General features: G+C 36.8%; 16 protein-coding genes, 2 pseudogenes and 1 riboswitch. Of the genes and pseudogenes, 4 read left to right on the forward strand and 14 right to left on the reverse strand.

Going from position 1 to position 18,741, the window contains the following annotated elements; all coding sequences use genetic code 11:
* Positions 1-170: 170 nt before the first annotated feature.
* A complete protein-coding gene (yiaA, locus tag CUU64_RS16810) occupies positions 171-641 on the forward strand; it encodes an inner membrane protein YiaA (RefSeq protein ID WP_101634786.1) in 471 nt (156 codons plus the stop codon).
* Positions 642-799: 158 nt separating this feature from the next.
* Here yiaA and CUU64_RS16815 read toward each other — a convergent pair whose 3' ends face one another.
* Complete coding sequence (locus CUU64_RS16815; protein WP_101634787.1) at positions 800-1,039, reverse strand: hypothetical protein; 240 nt, start codon at positions 1,037-1,039, stop codon at positions 800-802.
* Between the two features lie 324 nt (positions 1,040-1,363).
* Positions 1,364-1,465, reverse strand: a complete 102-nt coding sequence (locus tag CUU64_RS16820) for a YjcZ family sporulation protein (protein ID WP_101634788.1) — start codon at positions 1,463-1,465, stop codon at positions 1,364-1,366.
* A gap of 715 nt (positions 1,466-2,180) precedes the next feature.
* On the opposite strand from CUU64_RS16820, the gene CUU64_RS16825 reads away from it, so the two are divergent.
* Positions 2,181-2,828: a phosphatase PAP2 family protein gene (locus CUU64_RS16825; protein WP_101634789.1), complete on the forward strand. Its 648-nt coding sequence runs from the start codon at positions 2,181-2,183 to the stop codon at positions 2,826-2,828.
* A gap of 798 nt (positions 2,829-3,626) precedes the next feature.
* On the opposite strand, the gene CUU64_RS16830 is transcribed toward CUU64_RS16825, so the two are convergent.
* The 3 genes from CUU64_RS16830 to CUU64_RS16840 all read right to left on the reverse strand — a co-directional run bounded on the left by CUU64_RS16830 (position 3,627) and on the right by CUU64_RS16840 (position 4,647).
* Entirely contained in the window at positions 3,627-3,959 is a 333-nt protein-coding gene (locus CUU64_RS16830; protein ID WP_101634790.1) for a DUF3291 domain-containing protein, read from the reverse strand.
* A gap of 94 nt (positions 3,960-4,053) precedes the next feature.
* Positions 4,054-4,248, reverse strand: coding sequence for a hypothetical protein (locus CUU64_RS16835; RefSeq protein WP_101634791.1), 195 nt, complete (start codon positions 4,246-4,248; stop codon positions 4,054-4,056).
* A 294-nt stretch (positions 4,249-4,542) separates the two neighbouring features.
* Complete coding sequence (locus tag CUU64_RS16840; protein ID WP_101634792.1) at positions 4,543-4,647, reverse strand: YjcZ family sporulation protein; 105 nt, start codon at positions 4,645-4,647, stop codon at positions 4,543-4,545.
* A 203-nt stretch (positions 4,648-4,850) separates the two neighbouring features.
* Between CUU64_RS16840 and CUU64_RS16845 the strand changes: the two genes are divergently transcribed.
* A complete protein-coding gene (locus tag CUU64_RS16845; protein WP_101634793.1) occupies positions 4,851-4,943 on the forward strand; it encodes a sporulation protein YjcZ in 93 nt (30 codons plus the stop codon).
* Between the two features lie 150 nt (positions 4,944-5,093).
* Here the strand turns inward: CUU64_RS16845 and CUU64_RS16850 are convergent, their stop codons facing one another.
* The 9 genes and pseudogenes from CUU64_RS16850 to gltC all read right to left on the reverse strand — a co-directional run.
* A complete protein-coding gene (locus tag CUU64_RS16850; RefSeq protein ID WP_180954649.1) occupies positions 5,094-6,149 on the reverse strand; it encodes a hypothetical protein in 1,056 nt (351 codons plus the stop codon).
* Between the two features lie 334 nt (positions 6,150-6,483).
* Positions 6,484-7,497 (reverse strand): STAS domain-containing protein, encoded by a 1,014-nt coding sequence (locus CUU64_RS16855; RefSeq protein WP_101634862.1) that lies wholly within the window; start codon positions 7,495-7,497, stop codon positions 6,484-6,486.
* Positions 7,498-7,962: 465 nt separating this feature from the next.
* Positions 7,963-10,386: a S9 family peptidase gene (locus CUU64_RS16860; protein WP_257985561.1), complete on the reverse strand. Its 2,424-nt coding sequence runs from the start codon at positions 10,384-10,386 to the stop codon at positions 7,963-7,965.
* A gap of 676 nt (positions 10,387-11,062) precedes the next feature.
* A complete protein-coding gene (locus CUU64_RS22150) occupies positions 11,063-11,206 on the reverse strand; it encodes a hypothetical protein (protein WP_180954650.1) in 144 nt (47 codons plus the stop codon).
* A 161-nt stretch (positions 11,207-11,367) separates the two neighbouring features.
* Positions 11,368-12,315, reverse strand: coding sequence for a methyl-accepting chemotaxis protein (locus CUU64_RS23195; RefSeq protein ID WP_374702732.1), 948 nt, complete (start codon positions 12,313-12,315; stop codon positions 11,368-11,370).
* Positions 12,307-13,419, reverse strand: a pseudogene (locus CUU64_RS23200) (cache domain-containing protein); the annotation flags it as partial. The gene CUU64_RS23195 and the pseudogene CUU64_RS23200, both read right to left, overlap by 9 nt.
* A 189-nt stretch (positions 13,420-13,608) precedes the next feature.
* A riboswitch (cyclic di-GMP riboswitch) is annotated at positions 13,609-13,700 on the reverse strand.
* 333 nt (positions 13,701-14,033) lie between these two features.
* On the reverse strand, positions 14,034-14,480 hold the full coding sequence (locus CUU64_RS16870) for a C40 family peptidase (RefSeq protein ID WP_257985562.1): 447 nt from the start codon (positions 14,478-14,480) through the stop codon (positions 14,034-14,036).
* Between the two features lie 355 nt (positions 14,481-14,835).
* Complete coding sequence (locus CUU64_RS16875; protein WP_257985563.1) at positions 14,836-15,717, reverse strand: aldose 1-epimerase family protein; 882 nt, start codon at positions 15,715-15,717, stop codon at positions 14,836-14,838.
* Positions 15,718-16,238: 521 nt separating this feature from the next.
* A pseudogene (gene gltC, locus CUU64_RS16880) lies at positions 16,239-16,966 on the reverse strand (glutamate biosynthesis transcriptional regulator GltC); the annotation flags it as partial.
* Positions 16,967-17,259: 293 nt separating this feature from the next.
* On the opposite strand from gltC, the gene CUU64_RS16885 reads away from it, so the two are divergent.
* Complete coding sequence (locus tag CUU64_RS16885) at positions 17,260-17,571, forward strand: hypothetical protein (protein WP_101634795.1); 312 nt, start codon at positions 17,260-17,262, stop codon at positions 17,569-17,571.
* Positions 17,572-18,741: the final 1,170 nt, after the last annotated feature.

Below are 18,741 nucleotides of genomic sequence, written 5' to 3' on the forward strand. Positions count from 1 at the left end.
TTCAACTCCCTCAGTTTAACAATTCTTACGTTCATACATCATAATTGGAAAATAAAAAAATTTATCTATAATTTGTAAAATATTTCTATATAATTGATTTAGGTAGGAGCACTGCTGTACATCCGTGGTGTTCCATCCATATTAGATAAAAGATGGAGGCGAAATATTCAATGTCTAACGATCATGAGGTTTTACTGGATAAAGGAAAACAAAATGAATCAAAAATGAAAGTAGAAAGGAAAGAGGGTGAACCGACTCCAGCTTTCAAAGGTGCTTCTTGGGCAGCTCTATTAGTAGGTATCACAGCTTATCTCATAGGCTTATATAATGCAGCGATGCAACTGAACGAAAAAGGATATTACTTTGCAGTTCTAGTGTTCGGACTGTATTCAGCTGTATCTTTACAAAAAGCAGTAAGAGATAAAGATGAGGGAATACCAGTTACAAATATTTATTATGGTATCAGTTGGTTTGCAATTATTGTATCTATTTCATTAATGGTGATTGGTTTATACAATGCAGGAAGTATTGATTTAAGCGAAAAGGGATTTTATGCTATGGCATTTGTTCTTAGTTTATTTGCAGCCATAACGGTGCAAAAAAATATAAGAGATACACAGAGAGCAAGAGAAAGAGATTGAGTGATCCTCCGTTAATTTAACAGGGTACTTATTCACTACTGAGGAAGTGTTAGCTGATATGTTCATTTCTTTGCTCATTGTACTTTTATCATAACCGAACGGGTTAGACAGAGCCGAGAAGTTTTTTAACATCTTATTACGATATTTGTTTCAAATCATTATTGCATTTTTAAAGGTAGGATTCCAAGCGGTCCTCCATGGAGGCCGCCGCCCCCATGGTCATCGTATACCCGTATGGAAATTTGTTTTTTTGCCGGCTGTGATATCCGGACGTCCCGAGGTTGTGAACACGACAGGGAAATGTCAGATGGATACATCCCGTCTTTGCTATATGTAACGAATTCTGTCAGGAACCGTTCATCATTTTCAATTTTTACTTTTGGATTTCGGTATAACACCCAGTCGATCTTGCTCTGGCCTTCCGCTTCCAGTCCTTTAAAACTATGAGAGGTAAAATCCGGACCCTACTCGTGTTTTGCCATATCCCATGCGTCCGCCAATCCGGCATCATTTCTCCTCTTTACCACATACTGTATCCACTGATGCATCGGGGAACAGGAACCTCTTAAAGGGCGGGACTTGCATCAGCTTAACACTGAAGAATATGGAATAAAATTTGTTGTACAAAATTTGAGACTAAAAACTGCTCTCTATATCGTCATGGGAGCTTTCAAATAAAAAAGCCTAGTACGGAGTAAATCCGTATTAAGCTTTTTTATTTATTAATAGCCGCCAAAACAAGCGCATCCAACAATAACCAGCAACACGAAAATTACAATGATAAAAGCAAAGCTCCCGCCGTAGCCGCCAGCGTAACCGCTCATGAAATCCCCTCCCTTTTTTGATTAGTGAAAGAAGGCTTACAATGAATAAGGATATGTGGTGGTTTCTCTTCATTGTATGCGGAACCCATTGAAACGGACATCATAGACAGTTTGTCCTATTTGAAATGGGTCTTTTTATCAGTTTTTATCTATGAAAGCCTAGCAGTGTTATTACCTTTTTCACTATTCAACCTATAGATGCTTGTTACGTAAAATCCGCAAGACTTCACCCATCATTACTGTTCTTCTCTTCATAAGAAATGCCCCTCATATCAAGGGGGCTCGGTGCCTCCTAAACTGCGTATTCTATTTTTTCATTTTTTGGAGCGAAGCGCGGCAATTATGTACTTCTTGTAGATATATATAACCAATAAAATGATTAGTACTATAAAATTTGCGATTATGTGAAGATAACCCATATCGCTTACAATCGAACTTAAAAGAATGTGGCGTAAGTTTTGTCATTTTTCTAACAGATATGGTACATATAAGATAGGCCCCATTAATTCCAATTTTTCTTTTAGCTTTGGAAAGCGTGCTAAAATTTTTTCAGGGCGACATTTAGAGCCAAAGGAATAGCTCACTAATGGTTCGGTATCTGGGGTATAGGGGGAAGGAGGAATCTCGTTAATTTTGAAGTTCTCGCTGGCAGTACCAATTTTTTATTAATGAACTTCTGTTACATATAATCTGTAAATCCGAGGTGTTTATCATAATGGGCTTAAAGATACAGCTGAGTAAAGCGTTCGTTCTCTGTTTACTATTTCTTTTCGGTTTTGGTGTAATGGCGGTATTAGTTAGCAAACAAACGATTGTTAAGTTTGACAGTACCATCATAGGCTTTGTACAAGGGTTTGAAACACCAATCCTGACCACCATTATGAAATTCTTCTCCTTTATTGGTGGAATGATTCCAGTTTTGGTGCTCTCCGTTCTTGTCTTAGTTTTACTCTATACAGTTTTAAAGCATCGTTCAGAGCTCATTTTATTTATTGCTGTTATAACTGGTGCAAATATACTGTTTGTCACATTAAAATTGTTTTTTCATCGGGCGCGTCCGGATTTGCATCGTTTAGCTGAGGCAAGCAATTATAGTTTCCCTAGCGGACATGCAACCATGGCATTCGCTCTGTATGGTTCTATAATGTATTTGGTTTGGCGGCATATTTCCACCAGATTGGGTCGTGTGATAGTCATAATTATTAGTAGCTTAATGATTTCCACAATTGGAATAAGCCGGGTCTATCTTGGTGTACATTATCCCAGTGATATTATAGCTGGTTATTTTATTAGCGGTTTTTGGCTCTTCTTCTCAATATTGATCTTTCAACGTTATAAAAAAAAGAGAAAGAAAGACAAATAGAAATTTTACCAAATCTTAAAATTTCAAATAAATAAACCCTCACATAATACATGGCCTGAAGAACGTTATGTTTAAAGGCCAACTTTATTCCCTGTTTTCCTTAAATAATAAAAAAGGACTAAACCGCAAGTAAATTCCTGTCATTAGATAAAAAAATAGGTAAATTCTCTTATATTTTCTTTGACTTGAAATCGATTACACTGTTATTTTAATTTTGGTTCCCAACCAATAAGGAGGCGTTTGAATCGCTAAAAGGAAGTAAAGTCTTATTTGATTCGGAAATTTACGTCATTCATTGGATTTACGATAGCGGCTATTGTGAAATTATAAAAGATGATCAAATAAAGCTAGTAGAACTTTCCGAGCTTACACCTTTAGATTAAACACCGACCAAAGAAAAATTACGGTTGGGAGCCAGCACTCATTCACTTGATGGGTACTTTTTCACTAATTCCTTAAAGAATACATATAAGATAAAGTATTTTGTTTTTTTTATGGCTGTACGGCTTGTAAAACTGATGCATATGTCTTCACTGATGAAAAGTTATACCTGCACGCATAGAATTTGTTGCTGAATCAGGGCGAATGCCGGTAAAGACCATTTTTATTGTCAACAAGCGAAAAACAGCATTTATTTTAAATACTGACTTGCAACGTATGTATCAACAGTAAGGATTCCTGAAAACTATTATCAGATATTTAACAATTAATCGAGGAATTTCAGGTATTACCTTATTGAGAATATGTTCAACTCTTTGAGTTTCAATGTCGCCAATCAATGGAAGAACAGCAATTCCTTTATCTTCCAAACTTTTTATTCAATCGCTCCTTACACTCCTCCCAAGTAGGCTGATGATCTCCTTCCCAATGGATTAGCTCTAATTTGTCTGCAATCTTTCTCGATATTTTCATTGCTTTGAAATGACTGCCTTCGTTTCTATATTCATTTATATTATTTTGGTTTTCCCAAATAGTTAGTGTCAAGTAAGTATCCCATCCTTCCTTATGAAACGAAGAATACAAGAGACCTTCTGCTCTCCTTGATTGACTGATTGATTTCATCGTATGCCAAATAAATATAGGTAACTTTCTCTTCCCTTTTAAACGCATTCTTGTAACGGATATAAACATTTTGCGCATCCCTTCTATAAAACTCTCTTTTTCTATATTATTCCTTTTATTTGTCTAATATCCTTTTTAACCATTAGTTCAAATCCTGATTTTTTTATAACGACCTATTACGTACGATCATTAACATGTCGAGCCTGCTCTTTATTTCCTGTTTTTTACGATATGGATACGCTGCCAATTTTGCATACTCATCATGAGTTATTCTTCCTTGCGTAACTAAGGAATGGAGGATATCCAAAATTCTGTTTAACTCCTGTAATTCAATCTCAAGTTTATCAAATGCACCCATTAATGAAGACACCCCCGTTGACTTAACTAGATGTACGATACATAATATGTTCAACATTCTGCATCGATGATCAATTTGCCTATAGACAACCTGCCCTCATACAATTTAATAAGGGATTGATGCCACACCCCCGACTTTAAATCCAAGCATCCGTTAGCCGAATAAGAAAATTAAAAATGGTTGTTTTAACAGAGCCAAATAGAAAAAGCTACTGAATTAAACGGTCCAAGATATCATTCTGAAATAAAAAAGCCCGATAACAGGTACAACCCATTAACAGGCTTTACATGATGATTAATAACCGCCGCAAACTGTGCAGCCGATAATCACCAGTAATACGAAGATTACAAGGATAAAAGCAAATTGACCGCCGTAGCAACCGCCAGCGTACTCACCCATATATTTTCCTCCTTTGTGTGTTAGTGGAAAAGTACCTTACAATTTTCATACTATGTACAAACCAATTGATCGGACAGGGTATAGAGTTTGTCCTAATGAAAAATGTGTCTTTTCATCAATTCAATAAATGCTTTTAAAAAAGGGTGTCACTTTGAGAGCTTGTACATATTATAGATTGAGAAAAGGGAAAAGGAGTGACTACTATGGGAGAATACGGACGTGGACGTGAAGCTGCATTCGTTCTTGTAATTTTCGTTCTGTTAGTGATTATATTAGGCTTCTCTTTCATCTACTAAGTAATAACTATATAGAAAAAGCCTAATAATTGGTCAAGCCCATTTGTGGTACGTACGCCGCCTATTGTTAGGCTTTTTTTTAAAAAAAGGCTCTGTTACAGTTTAATATTGTTTTTTGATTATTAAATAAACCTCCAATAATATGGAAGTTTATTTTACAATGTTAGCTATACTATTGTTTGTTAAGCCATTACTTAAAGACTTGGAATTTGAGCTTATGTCCTCAATTAATTTTGTAGGATTGTCAGCCCTAAATATTACAGACTTAACATATTTTTTTCTTCCATATGCACTTTTCATTAAAGCAGGTTCTTTTAAAAATATTTCATACTGTGGAGAGTCTATATTTAACATTGCATAATACGTTTCTTTAGGTTGTTTTTCAAAAAATTCATCTTTTTCATTAGCTCTTTTAATACTCTCTATATTCCTTATATCCGATTCAATGCTGCTTTGATATCCAAATCGAATGATGAGCTTATTAAAAGAGACAATATGAGGCAAAAACCTTACGGAATTATACAGCCCTATCATATAAAGCAAAGCATACATATTTAGTATCGTGAAAATCCACGCGAAAACCTCACTCCATAATTGAATAAGAAAATGGAATAATACTCCTTCAAATGTAATTAGGATTGAAAATAGGATGACAATAGTCTTTATTTGGGACGTTTTATGATAGGAATATACTTTTTCATTTTCAGTCCCGGCTGGTTTTATAAACCATCCTATTAGGGAGTAATAGAACACACCTAGTTCTGTTAAAATCGCTCCTAAAACAAATCCATTACCCAATTTGGGCTCAAGTGACATTCTCGTTATTTCAAGAAAGTCATTTCCTTTACCTTCTTTATAGAGAATTATGCTTTTTATAAAACTATATACCATTGAAATTACGATAGTAACTTCCAAGAAAGGTATAAACCAAACTAAGATTGGATTATAGAAATATTTTTGTGATGAAGGGATTATTAAATAGGATACTCCCAAACACGCTATAAACGAAAGATATACTAATATTTTCGGCATTGAACTTGAACGTATCAATAATAAATAGATGCTTATTGGAGGTAGAATTATTAAGCTCAAGGTTAATAAAACCACTAAAACATCACTAACATTGTTTAACCGTAGGATAAAGTAACTTACTCCTATAAAGATTAAGAGCAATGAGAGTAAAATAGGGACATAACTTTTCTTCATTGGCTCCCCCCTACAACAATTTCCCTATAACCTTAGTTGAATGAAAAATATTTATCGTATTGTGAACTTAGATAACCTAAGTGTATCATATGTTTCCATATTTGGAATTTAATTTCCTTTCGCTATCATATCATTCATCGTGACTTCCATTTCGCTGATGATGAATGCTATATTAAATAAAGGAAACTAATTTTAATGCTTTTCGGCTTTCTATCTTCCATTCACCTTATTGCTTCATCATATGTTATGGCGTGAAGCACTGCCTTTATAATAGAAAAAACCACCTTTTGGTGGTTAGTAATTGTTTTCGATTATGGCACTCATTAGTCTTAATCTACACAATTGTCTTTCCTTTTTCAGCTAAAGCGTGATGAATTCCATGCTGCAGCGTCTGAAAACAATCAAATCTAGAAAGATTGGCACCTGATTGTGTAATGATCATTCCTAATTCCGGAGAAATACCAACTAGTATTGTTTTTATACCAATCAAGGAGGCAGCAGCCCCAATTTTCTCTAGAAAGCTGACTGTATAATGGGTAATATCCCTGTCAAGACCAGTTAAATCAAGGAGGAGGAAATTTGCCGTATACTTAGGAAGATTATTTAACGTGTTAACAATAAGGTCTTCTGAACGTTCTTCATCATATTTCCCAATGAGCGGCACTACTACAATCCCTTCTAATACCGGGATAATTGGGGATGATAACTGTTGGACCAGCTCTTTTAGTTCCTTCGTTTTATCATTAACCATACTTTCAAGCCGCTGAATTTGCTCTGATTCTTTCTTACGGGATAATTCATGAATATTATTGGATACGGTAATGTTGGAAGGAAAATATTCAACGATGCTGTATTCGTGTCCTTCCAATTGATGCTGAACAATGTTATACCAGATTTGCGTTCCAAATAATCCAGTAAATATTCCAGCATAATGGGCTGCTAAATATAAACCACCTTCTTTTTTTCCCTGTGCTATGTTAATTTTGTGTTCCCAGCTGTCTTTAATATGGGCAACAAGTGTTTTAGAGGTGAAATCCAGATGTTTGATCTCTGTTCTTCCCCACCCTGCAGATGCATACGTATTTGTTATCATTTTAGCTGCTTCATCTACATCTACGTTCTTCATCTTTTCAAAATATTCCCCTACTACCAGCCCTTGCCGAAAGCCAGTAGTCTCAAAAACGAGCCGGGAAGCCTCTTCACCTGAAATCTCTTCAATTGTGTCAAAAAACGTTTTCATCGCACTCGAAATCCAAAATAACACCGCATCCTGACCCTCGAACAAAAATCTTCCGTGTTCCAAGTCCCACTTAAAATCCAATCCGCCTATATTCATTTCTGTATTCATATCCAAACCTTACTCCCCACAAAAATAAAATTAATATTAAGTTAATAACTAGTATAATTAACATTCCTTATTGAGACAACGGAAAAGACACGTCCTTTAATAATTGATAATAATATCTAACAATAACTTAACTTTTATACCCGCCTATCATTTGTTTTAAACTTTTTCTGTTGCTAAAATTTTATTAAAGAATATCCAGTTTTTATTATCAGTAGTAAGATAAACTTTAACACGACCTCGATTGATTTTCATCGGGGGTATGAAGGACAAAATTGAAGGATCAGGCAAGTAAAATGTCCTTCATCTCGGACAGGGAAGATGAACTCCGAAAACCAGACAGTAACCACTTACGCTTTACAGCATCGTTGTCTCATATCAACGTATTCAAAATTATTATATATTTGAAACAAAAAAGATGCCCACAGCATACTGCTAGGACACCTTTTGTTTTTTTAAACACCGAATCTACCTTTTTAGTGAGTAGTGAAGGAACTTTTCCATTCCTTTATAAAAATCTAATTGATTCTCTACATTGTAGAACCCATGGCCTTCATTGTCTTTTACCATATATGGAACATCGACACCACGCTCCCGGAGGGCTGAAACAATTTGATCTGATTCTGCTTTTTTGACACGTGGATCGTTAGCCCCTTGGACGACAAATAAAGGTGCTTTAATTTTATCAACATGGAACAATGGTGAGATTTCTTCTAATAAGTCCTTGTCCTTGACTGGGTCGCCCATTCTTTCATGAAACATACGGCGCTCCGATTCCCAATAAGGAGGCAATGAGTTTAATAGAGTAAATAAATTGGAAGGACCCACATAGTCTATTCCTGCTGCGTATAAATCCGGCGTGAAGGCAAGGCCGGCAAGTGTTGCATATCCTCCATACGAACCGCCATATATAGCGACCTTCTTCTGATCCGCTATTCCTTCTTTAATCAGCCATTGAACCCCATCTGTTAAATCATTTTGCATGGCTTTTCCCCATTGCTTATTGCCTGCATCCATGAAAGCTTTGCCGTATCCTGTGGAGCCGCGGAAGTTCACTTGCAACACCGCATAACCGAGATTGGCCAGAAATTGCAATTCCGGATTAAAGCCCCAAGAATCCCGTGCCCATGGCCCGCCGTGAGGGTTAATGATGACAGGGAGATTTTTTGCCGGTACACCTTTTGGCAATGTCAAGTAGCCGTGTAACGTTAAACCATCACGGGATTTGTATGAGATTGCCTCTACGTCCGCAAGCTTACTTTCGTTCAGCCAAGGAGTTACATCAGCAATTTTTTCTAACCTATCTTCTTTTGGATCATAAAAATAGTAAGTTCCGAGCGATTTATCATTCCAGGTACGAACCATTAGCTTCGTGCTTTCCTTGTTGACTTTGCCAAAAGACACTTGTTTACCGGGCAACTTGTTCATTAGCTTTTTATGAAGTTCCTCATATTCTTGATCCATGTAATGGAATTGTACTTTGTCAGTTTCGTATAAAACAGCTGCGATTCCTTTTTCTTCATCAGGAATAAAGCTTAAAACATCTACTTGATCATTCTCATAAATAGTCTCCGTCACTTTTTTCATGGTAGGGTCAAAGAGTTCTAATGCTGCTTTGTCTCTCCCTACATTGGAAATTACATATAATTTCTTATTATCATACGTAAACATAACCGGCGTGAAGGAATCACCAAATTTAGTGGACATTACTGGTTGGAACGGTTTTTCAATTGTTTCCCGATAAAGAATCTGGTTGTTTACTCCATTTGAAACAACGGCAACACGTACATCCCCCTTATGGTCGGTTAGCCACCCGGTAATATTCCCTGGATTTTCCGCTGCCATTTTTAATTCACCTGTCCGGATGTTTAGTTTGTATACATCAAAAAATGCTGGATTACGTTGATTCATTTGAATAAGAATTTCGTCAGGCTGGCTTTCAAGCTCGTCTAATGGCCATGCTAGTGTATTTGGAAACGGCGTCATGTCTTTTGCTCCGCTGCCATCACGATTGGCTATGAAAATATGAAAATTCTCATCCCCACCGTTATCCTTTACATAGACTATCTTATCGTTATTCTTCCAGGTAAAGTACATAATATCCCGGTCTTTTTCGCTGGTGATTCGTTTGGCTTCCTTTTCCCCTGATTTCTGTACAAAAATATTCAAGCGGTTTTCCCACGGTTGGACAAAAGCAATGTACTCGCCATTCGGAGAAACTGAAAACTGGTCTTTCTCTGGCTGCTTAAAAAAGTGATCAAGCGGTATTTGACCATCCTTCTTAAAATCTATTTCTAACGCACGATATAACCAAACAGCCCATTGTGCTCGGGTCACAAATCCATTAGGTTTAAAGTTGCTTTCTGTAACAATGAAATGTTGCTTCATCGCTTTCGTGTCGGCTAGAAAAGTTTTTGATATCACTGCTTCATCCTGATAAACAGCTTGGATACCATTGTCCTTTAATTTAAAACCACGAGCCAATATGGAAGCTGCTTGCTCTCTGGTGAAACTCTTTCCCGAATAAAATCTGCCATTTTCCCCGCTAAATAGTCCCTGTTCTTTTAATGCATATATAGCACTGGCATTGGGGTTTTTACTCGTTACATCTTTAAATCCTGTTAATGATTTGGGCTTTGGAAGCTTTAATGCTTTTACAAGGCTTGCCGCTACTTCTGCACGCGTTATTGGCCGATAAGGTTTAAAAGATTTATCTTTATAACCATTTAAGTATCCAAGCTCTGTCATTTTATTAATCTCTTTAGATATAGAGACAGGCAAATCTTTATAATAAGTTCCGCCTGCTTCTGCTTTCATCGGCAAGAAGACGCTGAGTGCCACAAGTAGAGCAAGGAGAAGCGATAAGCATCTACTAGAAAACATCCTTTTCATTCCCTCATTCACTCTCCCTCTTTTGGATTTGATTTCTGTTCCAACTTACAAACTACCAATTCGATAAAACATTGGTAAATCCTCCCTCGTAATAATATTCCATATGACCTAGTTTTTTTTCATATATTAACGTTAGAGTATGCCCAAGCAGTAACTCAAACCCAGAACTGTGTAAACGGTAGCCTCTCTTGAATGAATATACTAAAAAGCCAAAATTACACGAAAATCATTCATTGAAAATATAGGAAAACTACATAAAAGAGGCTGACCATTCAAGTCACATCACAAAACAAATGAATCTATGTAAGGTGGAAAGTAGTTATTAAATGTTTTTGCCGAGGCACGATGCAAAAGAAAAGCATAGCATCAGGCGGGTAACCCTGCGGGGATAAAGAAAGTAAATGAAGGCTAAGTTTCTATTCAATTCCTTTGAATGTAAATAGAAAATGATCCCGGATGAAACCATGTGTAAAGTCAATATTGAGGAAAATGTAACAAACCCTACTCCCACTCAAGATTGGGAATAGGGTTTGTCGACAGTCTGAGAGGAAAACCAAATAGTTTTTCGACACAGGTTTCCATTTTTGGTTAAATCTGTTATATTGAAGAAAAAGTCATTTCCGCTGATTGTCCAAAGGTCAAATAAAATATTCTTATCAAGACGAAATAAAAGGCTCTATCCTGTTATTTGCGCGATTTGTTCCTGCAATGTATCTATTTCTTCCAAGTTAGTGATCAACTCTTCCAGGTTGAGTAACGTGATGAATCCTCGATCCGTTTTTACCACTTCTGAAAGGTAAGCTGCATTTTGAGATATCATTCCATTCACTTCTTTTATATCTTCAACAAGTACGTCCAGTTAGCAGTCTGGATCCTCAATACCTCCTGACCAAATCATTCCTGAAGAAAAGCGTGATGTATGTTGTATTAGAAAATCAGAAACGTCTAACACTTTGTATGCTGATAGAATTCTTCTTTTTATTACAGCTTAAATTGGGAGATAGTCTGCTCCAGTTCTGCCGCCATTTTTGCCAGCTCCTGCGCTACGTAAGAAACATCTTCCATTGAGGCAGTCATTTGCTGGGAGGCAGCAGCAACATTTTGTGAGTGCACATTTACATCTAAGGATGTTGCAGAAACATTTTCGATATGTTTAACAACTTCAGAGATACGGTTCTTCATCTTATCCATTGCTGCTCCTACTTCAGATATATTGCCCGAAACAGCTAAAACGGAATTTTTAATGTCGTCAAAGGCCTTTCCACTTTCATTAACCAGCATAAGTCCTTCCTTGGCAGAGCTCGACCCTTTTCCTACGAGGTTCATAGAATCATTGATTCCATCTTTAATATCAATAATGATGTCATTGATTTGCGAAGCGGATTTGCTGGATTGCTCCGCTAGCTTCCGCACTTCATCGGCTACAACTGCAAAGCCCTTACCATGTTCCCCTGCTCTCGCGGCTTCAATAGCCGCATTTAATGCTAATAGGTTTGTTTGTTCCGATATGGATTGTATCATTAAACTGATTTGGCTAATTTCATTTGATTTCTCACTTAATTCACCGATTTTTTTAGCAGAGGACGATACATTTTCATCTATCTCGCTCATTTGCTTTACTGTCTGATCTACAACATTGCTGCCTTGTTGGGCCGATTCTGTAGAAAGATTGATGGAGTTGCTCACATTCTTCATGCTTTCGCCAACATCTTCGACATGCTTGGATACTTCATTTATGATCTGTACAGCATCCTCCATGGCATTATTCTGTTCATCCGTTCCTGCAGCGACGCTTTGAATGGATTCAGATATTTGATTCGATGCTTTTTGATTTTCTACTGAACCAGCAGCAAGTTCCTCGGATGTAGCCGACAGCTGCTGAGAACTGCCAGAAATTTTTGTCATAACCTCTTTTAAGCTGTTTGCCATAGCATTGTAATTCTGGCCCATTTCACCGATTTCATCTTTTGCTGTCATGGTAACCCGTTGTGTCAAATCACCTTGTGACATTGCCAATGATAAATCACTTATTTTTTTAATATTGCGTGTGATCCGTAAACTCATAAATATTGAAGCCAAAACAGCACATACTGCCACAATGGCACCTAATACAAGAAGACCGCCACGAATATTATCGGCCGTTGCAGCCAGTTCACTTTTCTCGATGACCGCAATATACTTCCAGCCTTCATTATCTGACGACACTGTATTCAATACATAATCTTTGCCGTCAATTTTCGCATCGAACGACTCATCTTTGTTTAAATTCTTTAGTTCAGGAACATTGAGTTCAGTGATTGGCTTAAAATTCAACTTGGGGTTATGAGGATTCGCAAGAATAGTGCCATCACTCTGTGTCAGTATTACGTATCCATTTTTTCCGATTTTAATATCCTTGATAATGCTGGTTAAGCCGTCAAGACTTACATCCAACCCTAACACGCCTTTTTGCTTTCCATCCTGCTCAATGGTAACCACGTTACTGACAATGATGCCCTCTTGCCCCGTCGCTGCATAAGCGCTTGTAACCGTCACCTTCCCGGGTTCCTCCATTGCTGTGGTATACCAAGGCCGCTCTCTCGGGTCAAAACCAGGAGTTGTAGGTCCTTCGGGGTATTGGATATACCCGCCATCAGATGTTCCCATATAGACATATGCTGCATTAGGATGTGTTTTTCCAAAGTGGGAAAACACATCAAAAATCTCTTTTTCCTTCTTCCCATTCCGGGAAGGAGTCATTTGAATCGTCTCCCCGCCCGTTACATTTTTATATGAGGTAACACTGTTGTCAGCACTTATTACATCTGGGTTCGTTGCCATTAGCATAGCGTTTTCTCTTATTGATTCAAAGTACATAGAAATGGCATTATCTACCTGGTTGATTTCTCTTTCACTAGATTTTATATATTCCTTCTCCGTAGTTTCGGTGACACTTTTATTAAGGAAGAACCCAATAAACAGCATTGGTATCAGCGAAAGCAGCAAAGAGTAAATCAATAACTTTGTTTTAAACGATATCCTTTTATTTTTCATATTTATCTACCTGCCATATTAGCAGTAAAAGACAAAATCATTGCCCATTCCTGCTATTCCTTTTTCTATTATTCTTCTATTAATGCTTTAAAATAAGCCGGGTTTATGGGTTCAGTTTCCTCCTTTTATCTCGGCAAACAAAAATGGCTGCTCCAAAAAATGGAATAGCCATCCTATAAATCCGGACTATTCGGCAACCTGGCAATCATAACTCTGTCCTTCAGAGCGTTAGACCCAAGGCTTTGCGTCCTCACCTTTCGATAAGTTTGCCTTTATCATTATTGTAGGTATTTGATCATAAGCAATAGGGCCTATAATGCAATGTTTTCTATTTTATATAATACCTTCAAAGTTTTCAAGCATTTTCAAAGAAAGTTTTCGTTTTAAATTCAACAATTGTTTTTGGGATATGTCTTTTATATAAAAAAACCCCAAGGAACCAATAATCCTTGGGATAGTCGTCGTTGGCAGTATATTGTTAAGAAACAGTATCTGGTTTTTAAGTTTAATTTCTTTAATGCCACAGAAGCAGGTTCTTTTAATAATGAGATGGGGTAATCAGCTTGATACATTTATCCGTTAAAAAAGACCTAGATTCTAGGTCTTTTAAAAGATTATATTCGTTTTGCACCTATAAATTGCGGTTTCCAATATGTATTATAGATACTCGTTGTGGAGACGCCTTTTGAAGATGAGGAATGGATCATTTTGTTGCTGCCCATATAAATGGAAGCATGAGTAGGTCTTGATGCTCTGTTTGGAGCAAAGAAGACTAGGTCTCCTGGTTTAAGAGAGGTATAATGCATGATCCGTGTACCCTTCTTGTACATATCTGCCGATGTTCGTGGCAATGACTTTCCTGCTTTCCCGAAAGAATATTGAATTAATCCTGAGCAATCGAATCCGTTTGGTGTAGTGCCGCCCCATTTATAAGGTACACCCAGATTGGTTTTGGCTACTGAAATGGCTTTGGTGTGGTATGTTGCCGCCTCACCCATCATTGGTGAAACACTACCGAACATGACTGCAAGAGACAATGCTGCAATTGCTTTCTTCAACAAAGTAATTTACCCCCTGATGCATTTTGTTAAACCTATTATATATGAACGAGCATGACGCTAACTTCACAGGAACATTACAGTTTTATAACGATTAAATTGCCACCGGCTTGTTTATGGTTTAATTTTTAGCTTTGTGCTTTTTCATTTATTGGTTTAGGTCTAAATGCAGAACCTAGTATGATGATCTTGCTGAATACTCGAATCCAAACAAGCGTATACAGCCGAACTCCAAGTAAATCCTCCAAAGGAAAAGGGACACTACCTTAAAAAAAACAGGTATTGTCCCTTTATTATTTTTTTGCTTATTCAGCTTACCTGCCCGTTGTTCAGTAAACAAAATTGCCGCTAAAAACTATTATTTAAAATTTATTTTATACTCGGCTTGGAATGTTTCTCCTATCTCAAGCTTATTAATTCCGAATTTATCCTTAAATCCCCCGGATGTATGATATGTATCCGCGATGCCGTACCACGGCTCAATGCAAACAAACGGCGCCATTGTACCATTGGCATCCATATATTTTGACCAAATCCCCACAAACGGAAATTCTTCAAACATTACTTCTACACCATGACTCGATTTATTGGATACCAGTGTAATGGAATCAATATTACTGTAAACAAGAGCATCATTTACAAATAGAGAATCAGAGAGCTGAATCGTTGAAATATCATTAGCCATTCCTTTCTCATGAATAAGAGAATCCTTTAGCTCATATTCCATCACATTTTTATTTCCAGCAGGAGTAAAGTGTAAGCTGTAGTCCTCAATTGTTTCATTTCCTAAAAGCGGAACCTTAAATGCAGGATGCGCACCAATGGAAAAATACATCTCTTCCTTGCTTTCATTCACTATTTCCCACCGAACAATAAGCGAGTCCTCTTTAATCATATAATGAATAAAGGCTTTAAATTCAAAAGGATAAACATTGGTGAAGCGTCCTGCAGACTCAACTACAAAAGAAACGCTTGTTGTTGTCTGTTCGTGCAGATCAAACATAACATCCCGCAAAAATCCATGTTGTGGAAGAGAGTAGGTCTGGCCATTAAGCTGATATCGATCTTCCTTTAAACGTCCAACTATTGGAAACAAGACCGGAGAGACGCGCCCCCAGTATGCGTTATCCCCTGTCCACATATAGTCTAGCCCATTTTTCTTATGCTTCACTTTACGTACTTCTGCACCGTTGGTTGCTATCTCTACCTTCAACCAATCATTTTCCATTACAAACAACACTTTATATCCCTCTTCTCTAGTACGGTTTTCTTATTCTGATTATACGGGAGGCCCCTTAAATAGCAAAAAGTCTTTCCTATCTTAAATTCCTTCTCACCAGGGACAAGTCTATTACCCGTTGCAGACCTGTTACTTTAAACGGGTCGTTATACAATGAAAGGGGGAGAACAGTATTAATATGCCTATAGAAAGTATTCCAATCCAAATTACCCCTTTGTTAAGCATTATACAAGTAGATTGACGTATTTTCTTCTAAACTACCTGTCCCGTTAGTAAAAGAAAAAAGGCTGCCTTAATGACAATACCTACCAAATTTAATTTAGTATATACCTATATTAGAGTAAAGTGATTTCCTGTTGTTTTGGCAAGTAAGTTAGTAGTCAATATTTGGAAGACATTCGATTGGGCTTGGATGTTTAATCACATTATTGAAGACAAAATTGAAGATGGTGGTAAAGGAGTTGTTTTGTATATCTACAACATTAAAAAGTTCGTAAAAATAGTAGATGTGGAAATACTCTTTCAGGCAAGAGACTCACCCCTATACCTGCTGATACAAGACCTTTAATAGCGTCCATATCCTCCCTTCCGAAGTAATATTTGGAAGAAAACCCACCCTCTTGCAAGCATTTTCCACAATCATGTGAAGAATGTATCCTCTTGGGAAAGTGACAAACCCGTCATTTTTCAACTCAGCCAGAGATATACTTTTCCTGTGAGCTAAAGGGTGTTTAATAGGCAGCAAAGCTAAGATGTTTTCGGTACATAAAATATCAGTTTTCATATCGGCAGCCTTTTCGGGCAATGGTCAGAGGAATGCTAAATTGATATCTCCGCTTTTAACTGCATCGATTAAAAAAGAATAGGATCCTTGTGTTAAGTAAAAAGAAATATCCGGATGTTGCTTTTTAAAAGCGGAAATGATCATTGGAACAAAATAGCTGCCCAAGCTTGTTGGGTAGCCAACTTTAACAGTCCCATTTTCAGGGTCCAGGTATTCAACGATTTTCTCTTTTGCATGATTAAGAGCTTTTAATGCTTCTTTGCTCTGCATTAGAAAAATCTCGCCAATCTCGGTCAGCCTAACGTTTCTCCCAACCCGTTCAAATAAGGTAACTCCCAGTTCATCTTTTAGCTTAGCAATCTGGAAACTTATTGATGATTGAGCAACGTGAAGGTTATCAGCGGCTTTTGTGAAATGTTCATGTTCTGCAACTTCTATAAAATAATATAATTGCCTAAGTTCCATTACTCAACCTCCACTGTAGAATAATAGTTTTGTTATAGATTTAGGTTGTTGTAACTGGTCTCGTTGATAAGAAAAATAGAATTTCAATTAGAAGGGAAAAAAAAGAGACAGGAAACCACGCCTCTTTCCTCTTTTTTAACAATAAAATGCACAAATCATACGGCAAGGATCGAACGAAAACTAAGACAAACTAACAATCCTAGTAACTAAATTGTAAAAAGGTTGTTATGGGATTAACATTGAGATGTAAAGGGCGATGTCTACAATTGATGCTATTGAGGAGTGATTAGAAGTTGAAAACAATAACAGTAGATCAGTTAAAATTGAAGAAACATTTATCGATGATTGAACAAATTACATTGAAAGATATTCTGTATACGTGGGTAGGTAGCCCTACGGAAGGAGTAGACGATTATTTTGAACTCGAATACACAGAAGATGTTTTCGCTAAAATGGAAAAAACGTCGCAAAAGACCGATGTAATGCTTCACGGAAATGTTCATTTCAGATACATCACACTAACAGAAGATAATCAAATTGTAATAGGTTTTTTAGATTCGAACTCGGAATTAAAGCATAGAATCATTTCACTGGATGAAATGTGAACAAAACAAGCACTTCTTAAAAGTGCTTGTTTCCTTCTAAACTTTTCTCTTTTAGGATCAAGCAATATAGAGCAGCTATTTGTTTAAACTGCATCCTTTTTTTATTTCTCTTCAGAACTTACCTCCCCCCCTTCCGTTATCGTAGAAAAAAACCATCTTCCTACTAAAGTATATGTCTCATAAGTGTAACAAGCATTTTGTAATACATAGGTATAGCTAATCCTGAAAATAGACTACTTAACAAATTGCTATTATAGCCTGCGCAAATTTGTACAAGCTTCATAAACTATAAAAGACAGTCATAAAGGGGGGATTTTTAATGCTAAGACGCCTTAAGAAACGCAAGCGTAAGTGGATCTTGAAAAAACTTCTAAAACGCATGTAGATTCATTATCTGATTTAATTCTGGAAACAGTTTATTTACTTTATTGCATCGTTATTGATTTAAATTTCTAAAACCGAAGAGGGTTTATAATGATGAACTACTTTTACAAAAATAAAAACCAATGATTGACTCTGTACCGAAACAAAGACTGATTTGGACATCATAGTCTTTGTTTCGGTCGATATTCATGCACTGAATACAAGGCTTCATCCTGTTTTTGCAGGTGTGTCATTGTTGTTTTCTTTTAACCGCTTTCTGGAATTAATTAAACTGATTAGACAGAGAAGACTCATGGGGGCACAGTACCAGATGAAAATTTGTCCGCCATCATGGTAGAAAGGAATATATATAACTGAAACGAAGAATAAAACCACGGATAAGACAAAATATATGCCGACACAGTTGTGATAAAAGGAATAGCGGTTCCAACTTTTGTCAGTAACATGATCTTCATGTTGTATCATTTTTTTGTCTGTTTGATAAAAAAGATACAAAGAAATCATCAAGAATAGGGCATAGAATGGAAGTGTGAAGATATAAAAGTAGACGTCTAAAATGCGTAGATAAAAGCTTATGAAGAAGAAAAAACCGGATATAAGCATAGGTGTGATAAATTTGTATACGTTTACATTCTCGGATAAGCGGGGCATTTCGATCACTCCTTTTTGTTATGATCAATATATGCAGCAAAATCCTTACCTTACTACCTCAATTATACTCCCTCCGCTGGAAACAGTCCAATAATTAACAGAATATTAACAATAAAACCCTCACACTATAGTCTT

This window comes from Bacillus sp. V5-8f (assembly GCF_002863565.1).
Taxonomy (GTDB): Bacteria; Bacillota; Bacilli; order Bacillales; family DSM-1321; genus Peribacillus.

Coding starts and splice junctions, on each gene's coding strand:
- CUU64_RS16820 (WP_101634788.1), bottom strand. CDS start 1,465: ATGAGCGGTTACGCTGGCGGCTACGGCGGGAGCTTTGCTTTTATCATT.
- CUU64_RS16840 (WP_101634792.1), bottom strand. CDS start 4,647: ATGGGTGAGTACGCTGGCGGTTGCTACGGCGGTCAATTTGCTTTTATC.
- CUU64_RS16860 (WP_257985561.1), bottom strand. CDS start 10,386: ATGAAAAGGATGTTTTCTAGTAGATGCTTATCGCTTCTCCTTGCTCTA.
- CUU64_RS16845 (WP_101634793.1), top strand. CDS start 4,851: ATGGGAGAATACGGACGTGGACGTGAAGCTGCATTCGTTCTTGTAATT.
- CUU64_RS16835 (WP_101634791.1), bottom strand. CDS start 4,248: ATGGGTGCATTTGATAAACTTGAGATTGAATTACAGGAGTTAAACAGA.
- CUU64_RS16850 (WP_180954649.1), bottom strand. CDS start 6,149: ATGAAGAAAAGTTATGTCCCTATTTTACTCTCATTGCTCTTAATCTTT.
- CUU64_RS23195 (WP_374702732.1), bottom strand. CDS start 12,315: ATGGCAAACAGCTTAAAAGAGGTTATGACAAAAATTTCTGGCAGTTCT.
- CUU64_RS16830 (WP_101634790.1), bottom strand. CDS start 3,959: ATGTTTATATCCGTTACAAGAATGCGTTTAAAAGGGAAGAGAAAGTTA.
- CUU64_RS16825 (WP_101634789.1), top strand. CDS start 2,181: ATGGGCTTAAAGATACAGCTGAGTAAAGCGTTCGTTCTCTGTTTACTA.
- yiaA (WP_101634786.1), top strand. CDS start 171: ATGTCTAACGATCATGAGGTTTTACTGGATAAAGGAAAACAAAATGAA.
- CUU64_RS16855 (WP_101634862.1), bottom strand. CDS start 7,497: ATGAATACAGAAATGAATATAGGCGGATTGGATTTTAAGTGGGACTTG.
- CUU64_RS22150 (WP_180954650.1), bottom strand. CDS start 11,206: ATGATATCTCAAAATGCAGCTTACCTTTCAGAAGTGGTAAAAACGGAT.